This is a genomic window from Buchnera aphidicola (Diuraphis noxia) (assembly GCF_001700895.1).
GTDB lineage: Bacteria > Pseudomonadota > Gammaproteobacteria > Enterobacterales > Enterobacteriaceae > Buchnera > Buchnera aphidicola_D.
This window is the reverse complement of record NZ_CP013259.1, coordinates 280,895-298,597: the sequence shown is the minus strand read 5'-3', so window position 1 is coordinate 298,597 and position 17,703 is coordinate 280,895. Positions and strand designations below refer to the sequence as shown.

Genomic DNA, 17,703 nt, shown 5'->3' with positions numbered 1-17,703 from the left:
TTTTGATTTATTTTTTTTACATTTACAATAAAAAAATTTTATTAACAATATATTCACAAATGTTAAAAAAATAGTTTTTGTATAATTTTTTAAAAAATATACAAAAGTTTTTTAACTAGAACTAAAAAATTTAATTCAGAGTAAAAACTTTTTAAAAAAGTATAAATAGGATTTTCAATGGATGAATATTTTTTTAATTCAATAAAATGTTTAATTTTTTTAACATATTGGTTATTGATTGCTAATATTACTTTTCGTGTTTTAATAAAAAAGAGACGTAGTATAGCTTCTTCAACATTGTGGTTATTAACTGTTTATATTATTCCATTTATTGGAATTTCTGTTTGGTTTTTTTTCGGTGAATTATATTTAGGAAAAAGACAAAAAAAAATAGCAAATAGAATTTGGTCTATGTCTAACAATTGGCTAAATGAACTAAAATCTTGTACAAATATTTTTCAAATGAAAAATAGCGAAGTCGCAAATTCTTTATTTCAATTATGCAAGCATAGACAAGGAACTTATGGAATAAAAAGTAATAAATTAAAACTTTTAAGTAATACTAATCAAACTATACAAATTTTAATACGCGATATTTCGTTAGCAAAAAAAAATATTGAAATGGTGTTTTATATTTGGAAACCTGGTGGGATAGCAGATGATGTCGCAATAGCCTTAATAAAATCTGCAAAACGTGGAATACATTGTAGGTTAATGTTAGATTCTGCAGGTAGTATAGCATTTTTCAGAAGTCCTTGGGCTAAAATAATGAGAAAATCTGGAATTCAAATAGTAGAAGCATTGAAAGTTAGTCTATTAAGAGTTTTTTTAAGAAGATTAGATGTGAGACAGCATAGAAAAATGATCTTGATTGATAACTATATTGTTTATTCAGGTAGCATGAATCTTGTAGATCCTTCTTTATTTAAACAATCTTCTGGAATCGGTCAATGGATTGATCTGATGACAAGAATAGAGGGACCTGTAGCAGCAACTATGGGTATTATTTATTCTTGTGATTGGGAAATTGAAACTGGTTTAAAAATTTTACCTCCATTACCAAATAAACAACATTTAAGAAACGAATATACTCGAAATTCCAGTATTCAGGTTATTGCATCAGGACCAGGTTTTCCTGAAAATATGATCCACCAAGCTTTATTGACCGCAATTTATTCTGCTAGAAAAGAATTGATTATGACTACCCCTTATTTAGTACCTAGTGAAGATTTATTATATGCTATTTGTACTGCTGCTCAAAGAGGTGTTAAAGTTAGTATTATTATACCTTTATATCATGATTCTATTTTAGTGAAATGGGCTAGTAGAGTTTTTTTCGCTGAATTATTAGAAGCAGGTGTAAAAATTTATCAATTTAAAAAAGGTTTACTTCATAGTAAAAGCATTTTAGTAGATAAACAATTAAGTTTAATTGGTACTGTAAATTTAGATATGCGAAGTCTTTGGTTAAATTTTGAAATTACTTTAGTGATTGATGATAGTAATTTTGGGAAAGATCTATTTTATATACAAAAACAGTATATTTCTGATTCTCTTTTATTGGATAAAAGAATGTGGTCTACGCGAGCATATTGGACTATAATTTTGGAAAAGATATTTTATTTTTTAAGTCCTTTATTATAAAGTAATAATTTTTAACCAAGTTTAAAACATTTAAAAAATATTAATATTTTTTATATTGATATTTCAATATAAAAAAATAATATTTTTTATTATGAATTAAACTCAACTAATTATTAATGATAAAAAACAATTAAAAAAATTAATTATTTCAGTCCATATAATAACTTTTATTCATGTAATAAATGACCCATTTTTTTTTCTTTTGTTTGTAAATAAAAAGCATTTTTAGAATTTTTTTCTACTATAAGAGGTACTCGTTCTACAATATTTATTCCAGCATTTATTAGCATTTGCATTTTAAACGGATTATTTGTCAGTAATCGAATTTTTTTAATATTCAATATTTTAAAAATATCAGCACATAATGAAAAATCTCTTTCGTCTGCAGAAAAACCCAATTTCTCATTAGCTTCGACAGTATCCAAGCCTTTGTCTTGTAAAGCATATGCTCTTATTTTATTCAATAATCCAATATTTCTTCCTTCTTGACGATGATAAATTAAGACACCACTCCCTTCTTTAGAAATAATTTGCATCGCTATTTTTAATTGAATACCACAGTCGCATCTTAAGCTAAAAAAAGCATCTCCTGTTAAGCATTCTGAATGTACTCTAGAAAGAATCGGAGTATTTTCGTTTATATTGCCATATACAAGAGCAATATGATTTTTCCCATTTTTCTTTTCTTCAAAACCAAAAATAAAAAAATTACCCCAAGGAGTAGGTAAAATGGCTTTCTCTATTTTTATTAATTGCATCAAACCTCCTTATCAAAAAACTATGTATTCTTTGATGTTATTGCATAGATTTTATTATTAAATCCAATTTTTTAATTGGATTTTTTGACATTGTAATAGAACGTCCTAAAACTATATAATCTATTTTAGATTCTTTAGCTTCTCTAGGAGTAATAATATTATTTTGATCATATAGTAAATCTTTAGAAGATCTAATACCTGGTGTGATAATTTTATATTGATGACCAAACAAAAATTTTATTTTCTTTGCTTCTTTCCCTGGACACACAATTCCATCTAAACCACAATCATTAGATAATTTTGATAATTTTAAAATGTATTCTGTTAAAGAACTTTTAATTCCAATGTCTTGCAAATCTTCTTCTTTCAAACTAGTTAACGCTGTAATGGCTATTAATAAAGGAGCCTTTTTAAAATTCTTTAAAGCTTTTTTGGCAGAAATTAACATTTTTTTTCCTCCAGCTGCATGAACACTTAGCATCCATACTCCTAAATCTGCAGCAGCTTTTGTTGCATTAAAAACAGTATTGGGGATATCATGAAATTTTAAATCAAGAAATATACTAAATCCAAGTTGATGTAATTCTTTTATAAATTTATAACCTAAAATTGTAAACATTTCTTTTCCAATCTTTAAATAAAAAATAGATGGATTTAAAAGATCAATGAGTTTCATAGCTGATTTTTTATCAGAAAAATCTAATGCAATAATGATTTTAGGCATATTAAAAAAAATGGGATTTAACACTTATAACCTCTAATATATAATATACATCAAGAAAGAAATATTCTTTTCTATATATTTTTAATGCAAAATGTACTAATTACATGATGTATAAAAATATTTATAAAAATTTATTTTTAAAAATATCAATTTTATTTCTTAATAGGTAATAGTGATTGAAAACTAGCATGGTATGATGAACGAACAAATGAACCACAAAAAACATTAGAAAAACCAATAGATAAAGCTTCTTTCTTAATATATTCAAATTCTTTAGGTGAGATGTAACGTTTCACTGGAACATGATTAGTACTGGGTTGAAGATATTGTCCTATTGTTAATAAAGTTACTCCACTTGAATAAAGATCTTTCATGACTTGAATTATTTCTTTTTCTTTTTCACCGAGTCCTAACATTAATCCAGATTTTGTAGGTATATTAATATATCTTTTTTGGAATGATTCCAATAATAATAACGATTTTGAATAATTTGCTCCAGGACGAATTTTTTTATACATTCTAGGAATACTTTCTATATTATGATTAAAAATATCAGGTAACGATGTATTAAATATGTTTAATATTAAATCAATCTTTCCTCGAAAATCAGGCACTAATATTTCAATTTTTACTTGATTTTTATTTCTAATTGATTTTATACAATTAACAAAATGTTGTGCACCACCATCATATAAATCATCACGAACTACTGATGTGATTACTACATAATTAATACCCATATCAAATATTGCATTGGATAGATTATCAGGTTCTGTTTTATTTACAGGGTATGGTATACCATGAGATACTGCGCAAAAAGGGCAATTTCGAGTACATATTGATCCAAGAATCATGAATGTCGCAGTACCATTGTCAAAACATTCTGGTAAATTGGGACAACGAGCTTCTTCACAAACAGAATACAGATTGTGTTTACGTAAGGCTGTTTTTATTTTTTTTATACGAGAAGTGTGAATAGGTAGTTTAATTTTTATCCAATCAGGTTTTGTTAATTTTGTTTGAAATTTATAAATATTTTTAATTGGAATTGTATTTAACTGTTTTGATATATTACTTTTCGATAAAATATTTTTATTTATCTTCATAAGATTTATTATCTCAATTACGAATATTAAAAAATATATGTTATATAAAGATATAAAAGATATTTTGAAATAAAAATTAAATTTTATTTTAATTCCTAAAGTAAAATATAATTAATTATTTCATTGTTTTTTTTTTATCATAATAACTTGAAAATAATTAGATAAAACTGTTACTAAAACAGTTTTTAAGTCTTTTAATTTAATATCTTTATTAAACTCTTTTATTTGTGTCATCTGTATATTTATATCGCCACAAGGATAGATATAATTAAATGGTGTTAAATCCATATTCACATTAATAGACAAACCATGAAAAGTAAAATTTCTTTTTATCCTTAATCCTAAAGAGCATATTTTTTTTTTATTTACATACACACCTGGAAATTTTTTTTTAGTATATGCTTGATGTATAGAAAGTTTATTTAAAGTCTTTATTACTATTTGTTGCATGATATCAATTAAGTCACGAATACTAATATTTCTACGTTTAAGATCAATTAAAAAATATAATATTTGCTGGCCTGGCCCATGATATGTAATTTGGCCACCTCTATTAGTATTTATTACAGGTATATTGTTAATATGAGTTAAACTCTTTTTTTGATGTGCATACCCTTGTGTAAAAACAGGATAATGCTCAACAAACCATATTTCATCAAATGTATAAAAATCGCGCAATATTGTAAAATTGTGCATTTTTTTAAAGGTAATCGACCATTCTTCTATTCCTAAATCACGAAAAAAAATAATTTTATTTTGTAAAAAACTTTTCATAAGATTTATATTAAAAAACATTAATTTAATAATCCAGGGAAAATCGTACTTATACCTATAGTAATAAACTCTATTCCTAATGACATTAATAATAAACCCATAATACGTGTAATAATGTTAATTCCTGTTGTTCCTAATATTTTTACAACGCATGGAGCTGCTTGAAAACACAACCAACATACCATTGAAAAACAGATAATAACTAAACTGCATCCAAATAAATTCATCCAATTAGAATAATAAGTACTCCAAACAATAGTCGAACTTATAGCTCCTGGTCCTGCAATTAAAGGCATTGCTAAAGGAACTACACTAATGTTTTCAGGTTTTTGATTCGTTTTGTTTTCTTTTATTTGTTTTACTTTATTTAAAAAATTTCCACTAATCATAGAAAACGCTATACTGATTATAAGTATGCCTCCAGCAATACGAAACGAACTAATAGATATACCAAATGCATTTAAAATATTACTACCAACAAATAGTGATATGATTAAAATCAGAGATGCTGAAAAATTAGCTATTAAATTAGTTTTTTGTCTTTCTAAAATAGATTGACTATGAGTCATAGTTGTAAAGATAGGAATCATTCCAATTGGATTAACTAAAGCACATAAACCTATAAAAAATTTTATATATATAGATAAATCAAAAATCGAAATATGCATCTATCATACTCCTAAGTATATGTTAAATTTTTATAACTCGTTTGAAGATATTTTATCTATGTAAGCATTTTGCTTATAAATATATAATATTTTTTATTATCAAAGTTAATTTTCTGGTTTCGCAATAATACTACGGGTTTCTAATCGAATATCTGATAAAATGACTGATATAACATCCGAAACTTTATAAATTAAAATACCATTAATAAATACCTTGCCCATTTCTTGATTAAATAGTAATTCGGTTTTATTTTTGTGTAAAAAAACACCTGGAATAAAAACATACGCACCATTTTCTATTAAACGAGCCCTCATTCCACTTCTTGAAATATCAATAATTTCAGCATTAAATTTTTTATTTCGATTTTTTTCTTTTTGTAAAAATATAGCATAAAGCCAATCTGATACGTCTCTTTCAGCAGTCCTGTTTCGTCTTTTTTGTTCACTTATCTTTAATTTAATTTCTTCGCTAGGTTTAATCGGTGTTTCTTTTCTAATAATAGATTTTAATAGACGATGATTAATCATATCACTATATTTGCGAATAGGGGAAGTCCAAGTAGCATATTCTGAAAAACCAAGAGCAAAATGAGGACCTGGTACAATACTAAAATCACCAAATGATTGAAAACGACGAATACGATTATCAATGTAATTATTAGATAATATATTTAAAACACGTCTAAGTTTACAAAAACCTTTTAAAGTAGTAATTTCTTCAACAGTAAAATTTAAGTTATAATCTTTTAAAAAAGACACTACATTTTCAGCGTTAATCAGATCAAAACCAGTATGTACATTATATATTCCAAAACCAATATGCTTAGATAAAAATTTAGCTGCAGACATGTTAGCAATAATCATACATTCTTCAACAATTTTGTGAGCAATACGTCTTTTGTCAATAAAAATATCTAAAATATTTCCGTTTTCAGATAAATTAAATCGATATTCTGGGTTGTCTTTAAACAATACAGAATTTTTTGAACGCCATTTTATTCGTAATAAACATAATCGATGTAAGCATAATATTTGATTTTTTATAGATTTCGTAGGAGGTTGCCATGTTCCAGATTGTTCAATCCAATCTGATACGTTATCATAAGATAATTTTGATTTAGATTTAATCCATGCTAAAAAAAATATAATATTTTCAGATATACTACCATCTTTTAAAATATTAATACGACATGCTAATGCTGGACGACGTTCATTGGGATTCAATGAACATATATCTTCTGATAAATTTCTAGGCAACATAGGAATATTGAACCCAGGTAAATAATTTGTAAAACCTCTTTTATATGCAATAACATCTAATTGACTATCTTTTTTTATATAAGCAGTAGGATCAGCAATTGCTACAGTTAAAACAAAATCTCCTGTAATATTTTGATTAATAAAAAGTGCATCATCAATATCTTTGGTATTACTATTGTCTATAGTCACAAAATCTAAATTTGTCAAATCTTTTCTATCACATTCATCTTTCAATTTAAAATCATTTATATTAGATAATGGTTCTTGTTTGGGAAGATTATGACGTGCTAAAGTTACTCTCCATGGTATGAAAGGATCATTATTTTTTATAATTTTTTCAATTAATTCAGCATAAAAAAAATGATTTCCATTAAGCTTATGTTTAGTTAGTTTTGCAACAACCCAATCTCCATTATGAAAAACATTTGAACTGTTTTTATAATTTATACATATTATAAGAGTTTTTAAAAATGGATAATCGGGTACAATAAATAATTTATTTTCTTTCTTTTCTATTTGTCCCACAAACCGATTTAGAAAAGGCGCAACTAATTTTTCAGGTTCAATGATTTCTCTATCTTTTTCTATTTTTAATAATGCAATTATCTTATCTCCGTGCATCACTTTTTTCATGTGTTTTGGTGGGATAAAATAACTTTTTTGTGCATCCGTTTCTAAAAATCCAAATCCTCTTTCAGTGCTTTTTACTACGCCTTCAATACGAGGTGTTTTAGCATGTAGATTTTTTTTTAACAGTGTAAGCAATGGATTATTTTGGAACATAATAATAAAACCTAATTGTCGTAGTAAAAATCAATAATTCGTAAATTTAAAAATTTATTTGAATAGATTTATCATGCATTAAATAAAATAGGTGATCTTTTGACATACAAATCACAAAAATTTTATTTTAACGTGTTTATTGACTGAATAAACATGATAAGTGACTTTATAAAAAATAAAAAAAATCATAAATTTTTTATTTAAACATATATACTGTTTAAATTTTTTAAAAATATATTTAATATTTTTTTAATAAAACAATACAAATAGTAATTATAACTTAGATAGAACTGACATGAAATCCGTTATCAACATAAATAACTGAACCAGTAATACCGATTGATAAATCTGATAATAAAAAAGATGCAACATTCGCTATATTTTTGCTAGTGATAGAATTTTGTATTAGTGCTGATTTATAATGATGTTGTTTAATTTCATTAAAATTTTTAATACTATAAGAAGAAATAGTTTTGATAGGACCAGATGAAATAGCATTGACTCGAATATTGTTTTTACCCAACGTATAAGCTAGATAACGAACATTTGCTTCTAACGAAGCTTTCGCTAATCCCATAATATTGTAATTAGGTATCACACGTTGAGCTCCTAGGTAAGATAAAGTCAACAAAGAAGAACCATGTTTTAGAAATTTTCTACATTGTTTTATTAATCCTAAAAAACTATAACAACTAATTTCATGAGAAATATTAAATCCTTCTCTAGTAGTTTGATCAATGAAATCTCCATAAAGTAATTTTTTTGGACAATAAGCAATAGCATGTATTAATCCGTCAAAATTTTTCCATACCTGTGATAAATTAAAACACATTTTTTTTATATTTTCGTCATTTCTAAAATCACATGTAAATATAAAACTAGATTTCATTGCATCTAATGATGTTTTCATTTTATTACAAATTTTTTCATTTTGACATATAAATCCTAATTCTGCTTTTAAACCATACATAGATTTTGCTATCTCAAAAGCAATTGATCGTTTACTAGAAATTCCTGTGATTAAAATCTTTTTACCTTTTAAAAATCCCATCTTTCAATCTCAAATATAAATTTTGTTTCGATAAAGATTTTTTATTTTAAAGTCTAACGTAAAAATTATATTTAATAGATAATTTTATATTAAATCATAAATCATTATCACTTTCATTAAATAATTTGAAGCTTGCTTTGCTGGATGTTTTTTTTTATATATGCACAAAAAGAGTTTATATTCATAGTGTTAATTATAGATATTGCTTTTTTTCTATTTTTAGAGAAAAGTTTTAGCAATGCACTATCTCCATTGACATATGAAACAATAGTAGCATATCTCATTAGTTCTTTGTTTTTTATACCCAACAATTTTTTTGTTTGCAATAAACTAATATAAGCAGTACCTATATCAATATTTATTTTAGGATTATATAATTCTTTAAGAGAAGGTTGACGTTTTTTTCCTTGTAAACGATATATTTCAAAACCTGCAGCAGATGGTTTAATTTGCATTAATCCAATCGCATTAGAACTGCTTTTAGCATAAGGGTTACCAGAAGATTCTGCATAAATAATAGATTTAATTAATTTTTCATCAACATGATATTTATATGCAGCAATTTTTGTAATATTATTCCAAGAATGTATTCTATTTTCTATAATATTTTTATTTAAAAAATATTTTTTTTTAAAATATGTTTGCGTATTAATAAAATTATTACAACCAGTTAAAAAAATAAGAGAGATAACTAATATTATTGATGTCACAAAAAAAATTTCCTTGAAATTATATATCTAATTAAATGTTTAAAATAATTAAATGATTTTTTGATATAACATATGATTAATTGTTTATTCTAATTCATTGATTATTTGACTTGCTGCCCCTATATAATTACAAGGCGTAAGTTTCTTTAAGCGTTTTTTTTCTTTTTCTGGTATTTCTAAACTAGCAATAAACATATGTATAATATTTTTATTTATTTTTTTTCCGCGAGTTAATTTTTTTAATTGTTCATATGAATTTTTTATACCATAACGACGCATAACAGTTTGAATTGGTTCAGATAAAACAGACCAGTTTTCATTTAAATTTTTTAACATTTGAACTTCATTTATTTCTAGTTTTTTTAAACCCGATAATACAGATTTATATGCAATGACAGAATAAGCTATAGTTACTCCTAAATTACGTAATACTGTAGAATCACTTAAGTCACGTTGCCATCGAGAAATAGGTAATTTATGTATCATATGATTCATAAAAGCATTTGATAACCCTAAATTCCCTTCAGAATTTTCAAAATCAATAGGATTAATTTTATGAGGCATAATAGAAGAACCTACTTCATTTTCTACTGGTTTTTGTTTAAAATAGTTAAGTGAAATATATCCCCAAATATCACGATTAAAATTAATTAATATTGTATTAAATAATGAAATACAACTAAAAAATTCTGATATGTAATCATGAGGTTCGATTTGTGTAGTATATGGATTCCAAGATATTCCTAAAGATGTTACAAATTCTTGACTAATTTTATGCCAGTTAATTTTTGGATATGCAACTAAATGTGCATTATAATTCCCAGTAGTGCCATTCATTTTACCTAATATTTCTATATTTTTAATTTTTTTATAATAACGTTGCATACGATAATAAAAATTAGTAAGTTCTTTTCCCATCGTTGATGGCGTAGCTGGTTGTCCATGCGTTAAAGATAATAAAGGGACATGCTGATATTTAAAAATCATGTTTTTTACAGAAGCAATTATTTTAGACCATAATGGTAAAATTATTTTATTACGAGCATCTTTTAACATTAAGGCATAAGATATATTATTAATGTCCTCTGAAGTACAACCAAAATGTATAAATTCTAAAATTGATGAAAAAATTTCTGATTTAGAAATTTTATCTTTTAAAAAGTATTCTAAAGCTTTTACATCATGTTGAGTTGTTTTTTCTATTTTTTTAATCTGACTGGCATCTTCTTCAGTAAAATCATTAATAATATTATTAAGAAAAGATATGTTTTTATCATCAATTTTTTTTAATTCTAAAAGTTCAGATATGCTTATTATTTTTTTAAACCACTGAATTTCTACGTTGAGACGATATTTAAAAAAACCAAATTCGCTAAAAATCTCTCTAAGTACTAAAGTAGATTTACTATATCGACCATCAATGGGAGAAATAGCAGTTAATGAATTTAACTTCATATATTATATCCTGACTATTTTAAAACCATTTATTTTTTGTAATTATATAGTATGTTTGTATATATTTAAAAACATATTAATTAAAAAAATTAAATAAAAATATCTAATTTTATTAGATTATTTATCAAAACAAATTATTTTTTTCATAAAAAATCTTTATTACATATAATTAATCATTTTTTAAAAAATTAATATTCATATAACTAAATTCTAATTTTTTCAAGACTTATAAAATCAAAAATATATGTAATAAACTTAAAATAAAAATAGAAAAAATTAAAAATCATACAAAATAAACGTTAAGATTTTTATTTTTAAATCAAGATTTTTCATGATATTTATGTATTACAATTACTCAGACTGACCTAACATATAACATACTGTATAAGAACGTTGGAAATGTATCATTCTCACATTTCTCAAATAAAATCATTTTTCAAAATATACTGGTTGATATACATTTAAAAATGATATTCTAATTGAATTTTCTTTGTTAAGTATAATGATCTTATTATTTTAACATAATCAAAAAATTAAAATAATGGTATTCTAGAATTAATAATTCCACCACCTATACATATTTCTGATAAATAAAAGACAACGGATTGTCCTGGAGTGACTGCATTTACTGGAGAATCAAATACAACTTTTATATATAAATTATTTACGTAATCTATCTTACAAGATATATTGTTTTGACGATACCGTGTTTTTACTGTACATGATAATGGAAAAGTAAACTGTTCATGATTTATCCAAGTAATATTTTTGGCAATTAATCCTGTTGACATAAGATGTTTATTATAAGCTCCTTGAGCAACAATTAATATGTTTTTTTTAACATTTTTATCTACAACGTACCATGGAATATTATATCGTCCTTTGATACCTCCAATTCCTAATCCTTTTCTCTGACCTAGAGTATAATAACAAGCACCATAATGTTGACCAACAATCTCACTATTAGTGGTAATAATATCTCCTTTTTTTTCAGAAATATATGGATTAAGAAAATTTCTTAAATTTTTAGGACCAATAAAACAAATACCAGTAGAATCTTTTTTTTCGGCTACTGTTAAATTCAGTTTTCTAGCAATATCTCTAACTTGTCTTTTTTTTAAGGCTCCAATTGGAAATAATATTTGTTTCAATTGATAATTATGCAACGTATATAAAAAATACGTTTGATCTTTATCAAGATCTATACCTTTGAGAAGGTAGTATTGTCCAGATATTTTTTTTATGCGAGCGTAATGACCCGTTGCAATATAGTCAGCTTGAAGATTTTGAATAGAATATTTTAAAAATAGATTAAATTTAATCTCTTTATTACAAAATATATCAGGATTAGGTGTGATACCACTTTTGTATTCATTTAAAAAACGTTGAAAAACATTTTCCCAAAATTCTGTAGAAAAATTCATCTTATGAAGATGTATATTTAACATTTTACATACGTTTTCAGCATCCAATAAATCTTGTTCAGAAGTACAATGTTTTGCATTATCATCTTCTTCCCAATTCTTCATAAATAAACCTTCTACTTCATAATTTTGTTTTTTTAAAATCCAAGCAGATACAGACGAATCTACACCTCCAGACATAGCAATGATAACTTTTTTATTTTTGTTAATTTTCATAAATAAAACTAATTTTTATATTGTTTTTATATTTTTCTAAAATCAAAAAATATATTATATATTATAAAATGAATCAATACATTATATACTAAAATAATTAAATATTATTAAGATATATTTTAAATAATTTTAATAAAAACAACAAAAAAATATTTTTTTATGCATATTAAAATAATAAAATATTATGGTAAATATTAAATATGAAAAAAATACGAAATTTTTCTATTATAGCGCATATTGATCATGGAAAATCAACTTTATCTGATCGTTTAATACAAATTTGTCATGGATTATCTGAAAGAGAAATGTCTAATCAAGTTTTAGATACAATGGATTTAGAAAAAGAACGAGGAATTACTATCAAAGCACAAAGTGTTATGATTAATTACAAAGATAAAAATGGTAATATTTTTCATTTAAATTTTATTGACACACCAGGTCATGTAAATTTTTCTTATGAGGTATCTCGTTCATTAGCCGCATGTGAAGGAGCATTATTAATTATTGATTCTACTCAAGGAGTAGAAGCTCAAACATTATCTAATTGTTACACTGCACTAGATATGAATTTAGAAATTATCCCAGTATTAAATAAAATAGATTTACCTAATTCTAATTTAGAAAAAGTTTCTAAGGAAATCGAGGATGTTATAGGTATATCTGCATCAGATGCTATTCGATGTTCAGCTAAAACAGGAGAAGGAATAAAAGAATTAATAGAATATATTATTAAAAAAATTCCACCTCCTAAGGGTTCAATAGAACAACCACTTCAAGCATTAATTATTGATTCTTGGTTTGATAATTACTTAGGTGTAGTATCCTTAGTAAGGATTAAAAATGGGATTTTATTTGAAAAAGATAAAATTCAAGTTATGAGTACAGGAAAAAATTATTTTGTTGAAAAAATAGGCATTTTTACACCTAAAAAAATTGAAAAAAATCAATTAAAATGTGGAGAAGTGGGTTGGATTATTTGTGGAATTAAAAATATCAATGCAGCACCAGTTGGTGATACATTAACAACAACTATTAATCCTGCAAAAAAAAGATTAACTGGATTTAAAAAAATTAAACCACAAATATATGCTGGTTTATTTCCTGTTTCATCTGATCAATATGAAGCATTTAAAAACGCATTAGGAAAACTGAGTTTAAATGACTCTTCGTTATTTTATGAACCAGAAAACTCTAGCGCACTTGGATTTGGTTTTAGATGCGGATTTTTAGGTTTATTACATATGGAAATTATTCAGGAACGTTTAGAAAGAGAATATTTTATTAATTTAATTTCAACAGCACCAACAGTGATGTATGAAATAGAACTCATCAATGGAAACAAAGTCTATTTAGATACTCCTACTAAATTCCCTCCTATAAATACTATAAAAAAAATTAGAGAACCAATAACTGAATGTAATATTTTAACACCTCCAAAATTTCTTGGTGCAATAATTAAATTATGCGTAAAAAAAAGAGGTTATCAAATTGATATGATTTATCATACACATCAAGTTTTATTAAAATATCAAATACCTATGAACGAAATAGTATTAAACTTTTTTGATGAATTAAAATCTGTTTCTAGTGGATATGCATCACTAGAATATGATTTCAAATGTTTTAAAACAGCAAAAATGGTACGAATTGATATACTTATTAATTCAGAAAGAATAGATGCTTTAACAATTCTAGTCCATAAAAATAATTCACAATATCGTGCACGAGAAATAGTTGAAAAAATTAAAGAACTAATACCCCGACATCAATTCGATATTGTAATTCAAGCTATTATTAATAATGCAATCGTAGCTCGATCAACTATTAAACAATTAAGAAAAAATGTATTATCAAAATGTTATGGTGGTGATGTTAGTAGAAAGAAGAAATTATTACAAAAACAAAAAGATGGAAAAAAAAGAATGAAAAAAATAGGTAACATTAATATGCCTAAAACTGCCTTTCTTGAAATTTTAAATATTAGTAAAAAATAACATTAAGGAATTAACATGTCTAATATATTAACTATTTTTTTATTGATTAGTACATTATTTACAGGTTTGTTTTGGACTTATTATCAGATTAAAAAAATTAAAAACATGTGTTTAAGAAAAAAAATTTTTAATAAAAACATAGATCACAAATATCTAGAAAAAATAGAATATAAAAATACTTTTTTTCAATCTTTATCATCTTTTTTTCCAGTCTTTCTCATAATATTTATTATACGTTCATTTATTTATGAACCTTTTCAAATCCCTTCAGGATCTATGATGCCTACACTTTTAATTGGTGATTTTATTCTTGTAGAAAAATTCTCATATGGTATTAAAGACCCTATTACGCATCATACTTTAATACATAAACAATTTCCTAAACGTGGTGATGTAGTAGTCTTTAAACATCCTATAGAATATAATACAGATTATATTAAACGTGTAATCGGATTGCCTGGAGATAAAATTGAATATAATGAAAATACTAAACATTTACAAATTTGTACAAATTATTTAATTACAAAAAATTGTAACGAAAATTTACTCATTAAATATTCACATTCTCGACAAAGTGAATTTACTCAGAAACTATATTTTTTTGATCAAAACAGATCAATACAAAACAATAAAATATATCATAAAGTTTATTATGATATTGTTGAAGAAAATATTAATAATCTAAAACATAATATTCTATTGTTAGAGGGGATAAAAAGTGTTAAACAAGATTATTATCAACAAAAAGATATGAAAAAATTAAATTGGATTGTACCTGAAGGGCAGTATTTTATGATGGGAGATAATCGTGATAATAGTTTAGATAGTCGTTATTGGGGTTTTGTTCCTGAAAAAAATTTAATAGGAAAAGCTGTTAAAGTATGGATGAGTTTTAATAAAAATGAAAATGAATGGCCTACTGGTATACGTATTAATAGAATTGGTAACATATATTGAAAATTATTTGTTTAATTAGTATTTACAATTTTTTTGTTTATATATATTTTAAATTTTATAAAAATTTTTTAATTTTCTGTTATATATCTAAAATCAATTAAAATATCATTACAATTGGTATAACATGAACTATATTACAACAAAAAAAATACAAAAAATATTGGGATATACTTTTAATCATAAAGATCTCTTAAAACAAGCATTAACACATAGAAGCGCAAGTAGTAAACATAATGAAAGATTAGAATTTTTAGGTGATTCTATTTTAAGTTTTGTAATTGCTAACGCTTTATATCAGCATTTTCCTTATATTAATGAAGGAGATATGAGTCGTATGAGAGCAACTTTAGTACGTGGAAATACCTTAGCTGAAATTGCATACGAATTTGATTTAGGAGAGTATTTGAAATTAGGACAGGGTGAATTAAAAAGTGGAGGATTCCGTCGTGAATCTATTTTAGCAAATACTGTAGAAGCAATAATTGGAAGTATTTATTTAGATAGTAATATAAAAACAGTAGAAGAATTAATATTAAAATGGTATGAAAAACGTTTAGAAAAAATTAGTCCTGGAGATACACAAAAGGACCCTAAAACACGATTACAAGAATATTTACAATCAAAACATTTATCTTTACCTACATATTTTATAGTTGAAATATATGGTGAAGCCCATAATCAATTATTTACCATTCATTGCAAAATTAGCATCATTTCAGAACATTTAATTGGTACTGGTTCAAGCCGGAGAAAAGCTGAACAAGATGCTGCAAAAAAAGCATTAATTAAATTAGGTGTAGAGTGAATATACAACAAAAATATTGCGGATATATAACAATTATTGGAAAAGTAAATGTTGGTAAATCAAGTTTAATTAATAAAATAATTGGGAAAAAAATTTCTATAATATCAAGAAAAAAAAATACTACACAAAATAATATTATAGGTGTTAAAACACAGAATGCTTATCAATCTATTTATATAGATACACCTGGAATAATGTTTAATAAAAAAAACAATATAATTTTGTATAAAAAAAATCTTTTTTATAAAACAATAAAAAACTCATCGTTGTTAATGTTTGTTATAGATAAATTATCTTGGACAGAAAATGATAAAAATATTTTTAGAATAATACAAAAAAGCAAAACTCCTATTATTATTATCATTAATAAAATTGATAAAATTCAAAATAAACAGAATTTGTTACCTTTTATTGATGATCTTAAAAAAAAAAATATCGCCATAGAAATAGTACCTATTTCTACAAAAAAAACAAATAATTTTTTTTCATTAAATAATACTATTCAATCTTTTTTACCAAATAATCCTCATATATATCCTGAAAACTATATTACAGAAAATTCTTATGTTTTTACAATTTCAGAAATTATTCGCGAAAAATTAATTTTGTTTTTAGGTGATGAATTACCGTCTATCTTAAAAGTCAAAGTTGAATTTTTTCAAAAGAAAAAAAATGAAGAATTATATATAAGAGCTATTATTTTAGTAGAAAATATAAGACAAAAAAAAATTGTTATTGGTCATCATGGAGAAAAAATCAAAAAAGTCAGTATTCTTTCTAGATATAATATACAAAAAGAATTTTCTATAAAAACGCATCTTTTTTTATGGGTAAAAATCAACCTGAAAAAAAACTTAAAACATTAAAATACGAATTTTTTACACAATTACTAATTTTTTCAAAATTAGTTAAAAACTTAAAAATGCAACTAATTTTAAAAAAAATTATATAAGAATATTTTTTATTTTTTAAAAGGTTTATTTGAACAATGTCAATTGTAGGTATAGGTATAGATATCGTAGATATTTTACGTATCAAAAAGATTTTTTTACTTTATAGACATCAATTTGCCAAAAAAATTTTATCAAAAAAAGAATGGAAAAACTACATGGTTAGTAAAAATCAAATTGTTTTTCTAGCAAAAAAATTTTCTGCTAAAGAGGCAGCTTCTAAAGCATTAGGTACAGGAATAAATTATGGCATAACATTTAATCAATTAGAATTGTATCATAATGATATAGGAAAACCTCAATTTTGTTTTCTAAAAAATGCTTTAAAAAGAGCTAAGGAAATACAATGCAAATCTATACATGTAAGTATCTCTGATGAAAAATTATATACATATTCTGTAGTTGTTTTAGAATCGTAAATTTA

At 24.4% G+C, this 17,703-nt stretch carries 16 protein-coding genes; 6 read left to right on the top strand and 10 right to left on the bottom strand.

Going from position 1 to position 17,703, the window contains the following annotated elements:
* Nucleotides 1-177: 177 nt before the first annotated feature.
* Complete coding sequence (cls, locus tag ATN01_RS01375; protein ID WP_075433308.1) at nt 178-1,644, top strand: cardiolipin synthase; 1,467 nt, start codon at nt 178-180, stop codon at nt 1,642-1,644.
* Between the two features lie 167 nt (nt 1,645-1,811).
* On the opposite strand, the gene ribA is transcribed toward cls, so the two are convergent.
* The 10 genes from ribA to mnmA all read right to left on the bottom strand — a co-directional run bounded on the left by ribA (nt 1,812) and on the right by mnmA (nt 12,573).
* On the bottom strand, nt 1,812-2,402 hold the full coding sequence (ribA, locus tag ATN01_RS01370; protein ID WP_075433307.1) for a GTP cyclohydrolase II: 591 nt from the start codon (nt 2,400-2,402) through the stop codon (nt 1,812-1,814).
* A gap of 37 nt (nt 2,403-2,439) precedes the next feature.
* Nucleotides 2,440-3,150: an orotidine-5'-phosphate decarboxylase gene (gene pyrF / locus ATN01_RS01365; RefSeq protein ID WP_075433306.1), complete on the bottom strand. Its 711-nt coding sequence runs from the start codon at nt 3,148-3,150 to the stop codon at nt 2,440-2,442.
* 128 nt (nt 3,151-3,278) lie between these two features.
* A complete protein-coding gene (gene lipA / locus ATN01_RS01360) occupies nt 3,279-4,232 on the bottom strand; it encodes a lipoyl synthase (protein WP_075433305.1) in 954 nt (317 codons plus the stop codon).
* Between the two features lie 120 nt (nt 4,233-4,352).
* Nucleotides 4,353-5,006, bottom strand: coding sequence for a lipoyl(octanoyl) transferase LipB (lipB, locus tag ATN01_RS01355; RefSeq protein ID WP_075433615.1), 654 nt, complete (start codon nt 5,004-5,006; stop codon nt 4,353-4,355).
* Nucleotides 5,007-5,026: 20 nt separating this feature from the next.
* The gene (locus ATN01_RS01350) at nt 5,027-5,674 is read right to left on the bottom strand and encodes a YchE family NAAT transporter (protein WP_075433304.1); all 648 of its coding nucleotides are present in this window, start codon (nt 5,672-5,674) and stop codon (nt 5,027-5,029) included.
* Between the two features lie 105 nt (nt 5,675-5,779).
* Entirely contained in the window at nt 5,780-7,717 is a 1,938-nt protein-coding gene (gene rnb / locus ATN01_RS01345) for an exoribonuclease II (protein ID WP_075433303.1), read from the bottom strand.
* 280 nt (nt 7,718-7,997) lie between these two features.
* Nucleotides 7,998-8,768, bottom strand: a complete 771-nt coding sequence (locus tag ATN01_RS01340) for an enoyl-ACP reductase (protein WP_075433302.1) — start codon at nt 8,766-8,768, stop codon at nt 7,998-8,000.
* 116 nt (nt 8,769-8,884) lie between these two features.
* On the bottom strand, nt 8,885-9,478 hold the full coding sequence (locus ATN01_RS01335) for a transglycosylase SLT domain-containing protein (protein ID WP_082248320.1): 594 nt from the start codon (nt 9,476-9,478) through the stop codon (nt 8,885-8,887).
* Nucleotides 9,479-9,562: 84 nt separating this feature from the next.
* Complete coding sequence (gene purB / locus ATN01_RS01330) at nt 9,563-10,933, bottom strand: adenylosuccinate lyase (RefSeq protein WP_075433300.1); 1,371 nt, start codon at nt 10,931-10,933, stop codon at nt 9,563-9,565.
* A gap of 533 nt (nt 10,934-11,466) precedes the next feature.
* Nucleotides 11,467-12,573, bottom strand: a complete 1,107-nt coding sequence (mnmA, locus tag ATN01_RS01325) for a tRNA 2-thiouridine(34) synthase MnmA (protein ID WP_075433299.1) — start codon at nt 12,571-12,573, stop codon at nt 11,467-11,469.
* A gap of 200 nt (nt 12,574-12,773) precedes the next feature.
* Between mnmA and lepA the strand changes: the two genes are divergently transcribed.
* The 5 genes from lepA to acpS all read left to right on the top strand — a co-directional run bounded on the left by lepA (nt 12,774) and on the right by acpS (nt 17,698).
* Complete coding sequence (lepA, locus tag ATN01_RS01320) at nt 12,774-14,567, top strand: translation elongation factor 4 (protein ID WP_075433298.1); 1,794 nt, start codon at nt 12,774-12,776, stop codon at nt 14,565-14,567.
* A gap of 15 nt (nt 14,568-14,582) precedes the next feature.
* Entirely contained in the window at nt 14,583-15,524 is a 942-nt protein-coding gene (lepB, locus tag ATN01_RS01315; protein ID WP_075433297.1) for a signal peptidase I, read from the top strand.
* A 124-nt stretch (nt 15,525-15,648) separates the two neighbouring features.
* Nucleotides 15,649-16,329: a ribonuclease III gene (rnc, locus tag ATN01_RS01310; protein ID WP_075433296.1), complete on the top strand. Its 681-nt coding sequence runs from the start codon at nt 15,649-15,651 to the stop codon at nt 16,327-16,329.
* The gene (era, locus tag ATN01_RS01305; RefSeq protein WP_075433295.1) at nt 16,326-17,195 is read left to right on the top strand and encodes a GTPase Era; all 870 of its coding nucleotides are present in this window, start codon (nt 16,326-16,328) and stop codon (nt 17,193-17,195) included. Before rnc ends, era begins: the two co-directional genes overlap by 4 nt.
* A 122-nt stretch (nt 17,196-17,317) precedes the next feature.
* Nucleotides 17,318-17,698, top strand: coding sequence for a holo-ACP synthase (acpS, locus tag ATN01_RS01300; protein ID WP_075433294.1), 381 nt, complete (start codon nt 17,318-17,320; stop codon nt 17,696-17,698).
* Nucleotides 17,699-17,703: the final 5 nt, after the last annotated feature.

Excerpts from the sequence above, each read along its gene's own strand:
- cls (WP_075433308.1), top strand. The coding sequence starts at position 178 with ATGGATGAATATTTTTTTAATTCAATAAAATGTTTAATTTTTTTAACA.
- ribA (WP_075433307.1), bottom strand. The coding sequence starts at position 2,402 with ATGCAATTAATAAAAATAGAGAAAGCCATTTTACCTACTCCTTGGGGT.
- lipA (WP_075433305.1), bottom strand. The coding sequence starts at position 4,232 with ATGAAGATAAATAAAAATATTTTATCGAAAAGTAATATATCAAAACAG.
- lipB (WP_075433615.1), bottom strand. The coding sequence starts at position 5,006 with ATGAAAAGTTTTTTACAAAATAAAATTATTTTTTTTCGTGATTTAGGA.
- ATN01_RS01350 (WP_075433304.1), bottom strand. The coding sequence starts at position 5,674 with ATGCATATTTCGATTTTTGATTTATCTATATATATAAAATTTTTTATA.
- rnb (WP_075433303.1), bottom strand. The coding sequence starts at position 7,717 with ATGTTCCAAAATAATCCATTGCTTACACTGTTAAAAAAAAATCTACAT.
- ATN01_RS01340 (WP_075433302.1), bottom strand. The coding sequence starts at position 8,768 with ATGGGATTTTTAAAAGGTAAAAAGATTTTAATCACAGGAATTTCTAGT.
- purB (WP_075433300.1), bottom strand. The coding sequence starts at position 10,933 with ATGAAGTTAAATTCATTAACTGCTATTTCTCCCATTGATGGTCGATAT.
- mnmA (WP_075433299.1), bottom strand. The coding sequence starts at position 12,573 with ATGAAAATTAACAAAAATAAAAAAGTTATCATTGCTATGTCTGGAGGT.
- lepA (WP_075433298.1), top strand. The coding sequence starts at position 12,774 with ATGAAAAAAATACGAAATTTTTCTATTATAGCGCATATTGATCATGGA.
- lepB (WP_075433297.1), top strand. The coding sequence starts at position 14,583 with ATGTCTAATATATTAACTATTTTTTTATTGATTAGTACATTATTTACA.
- rnc (WP_075433296.1), top strand. The coding sequence starts at position 15,649 with ATGAACTATATTACAACAAAAAAAATACAAAAAATATTGGGATATACT.
- acpS (WP_075433294.1), top strand. The coding sequence starts at position 17,318 with ATGTCAATTGTAGGTATAGGTATAGATATCGTAGATATTTTACGTATC.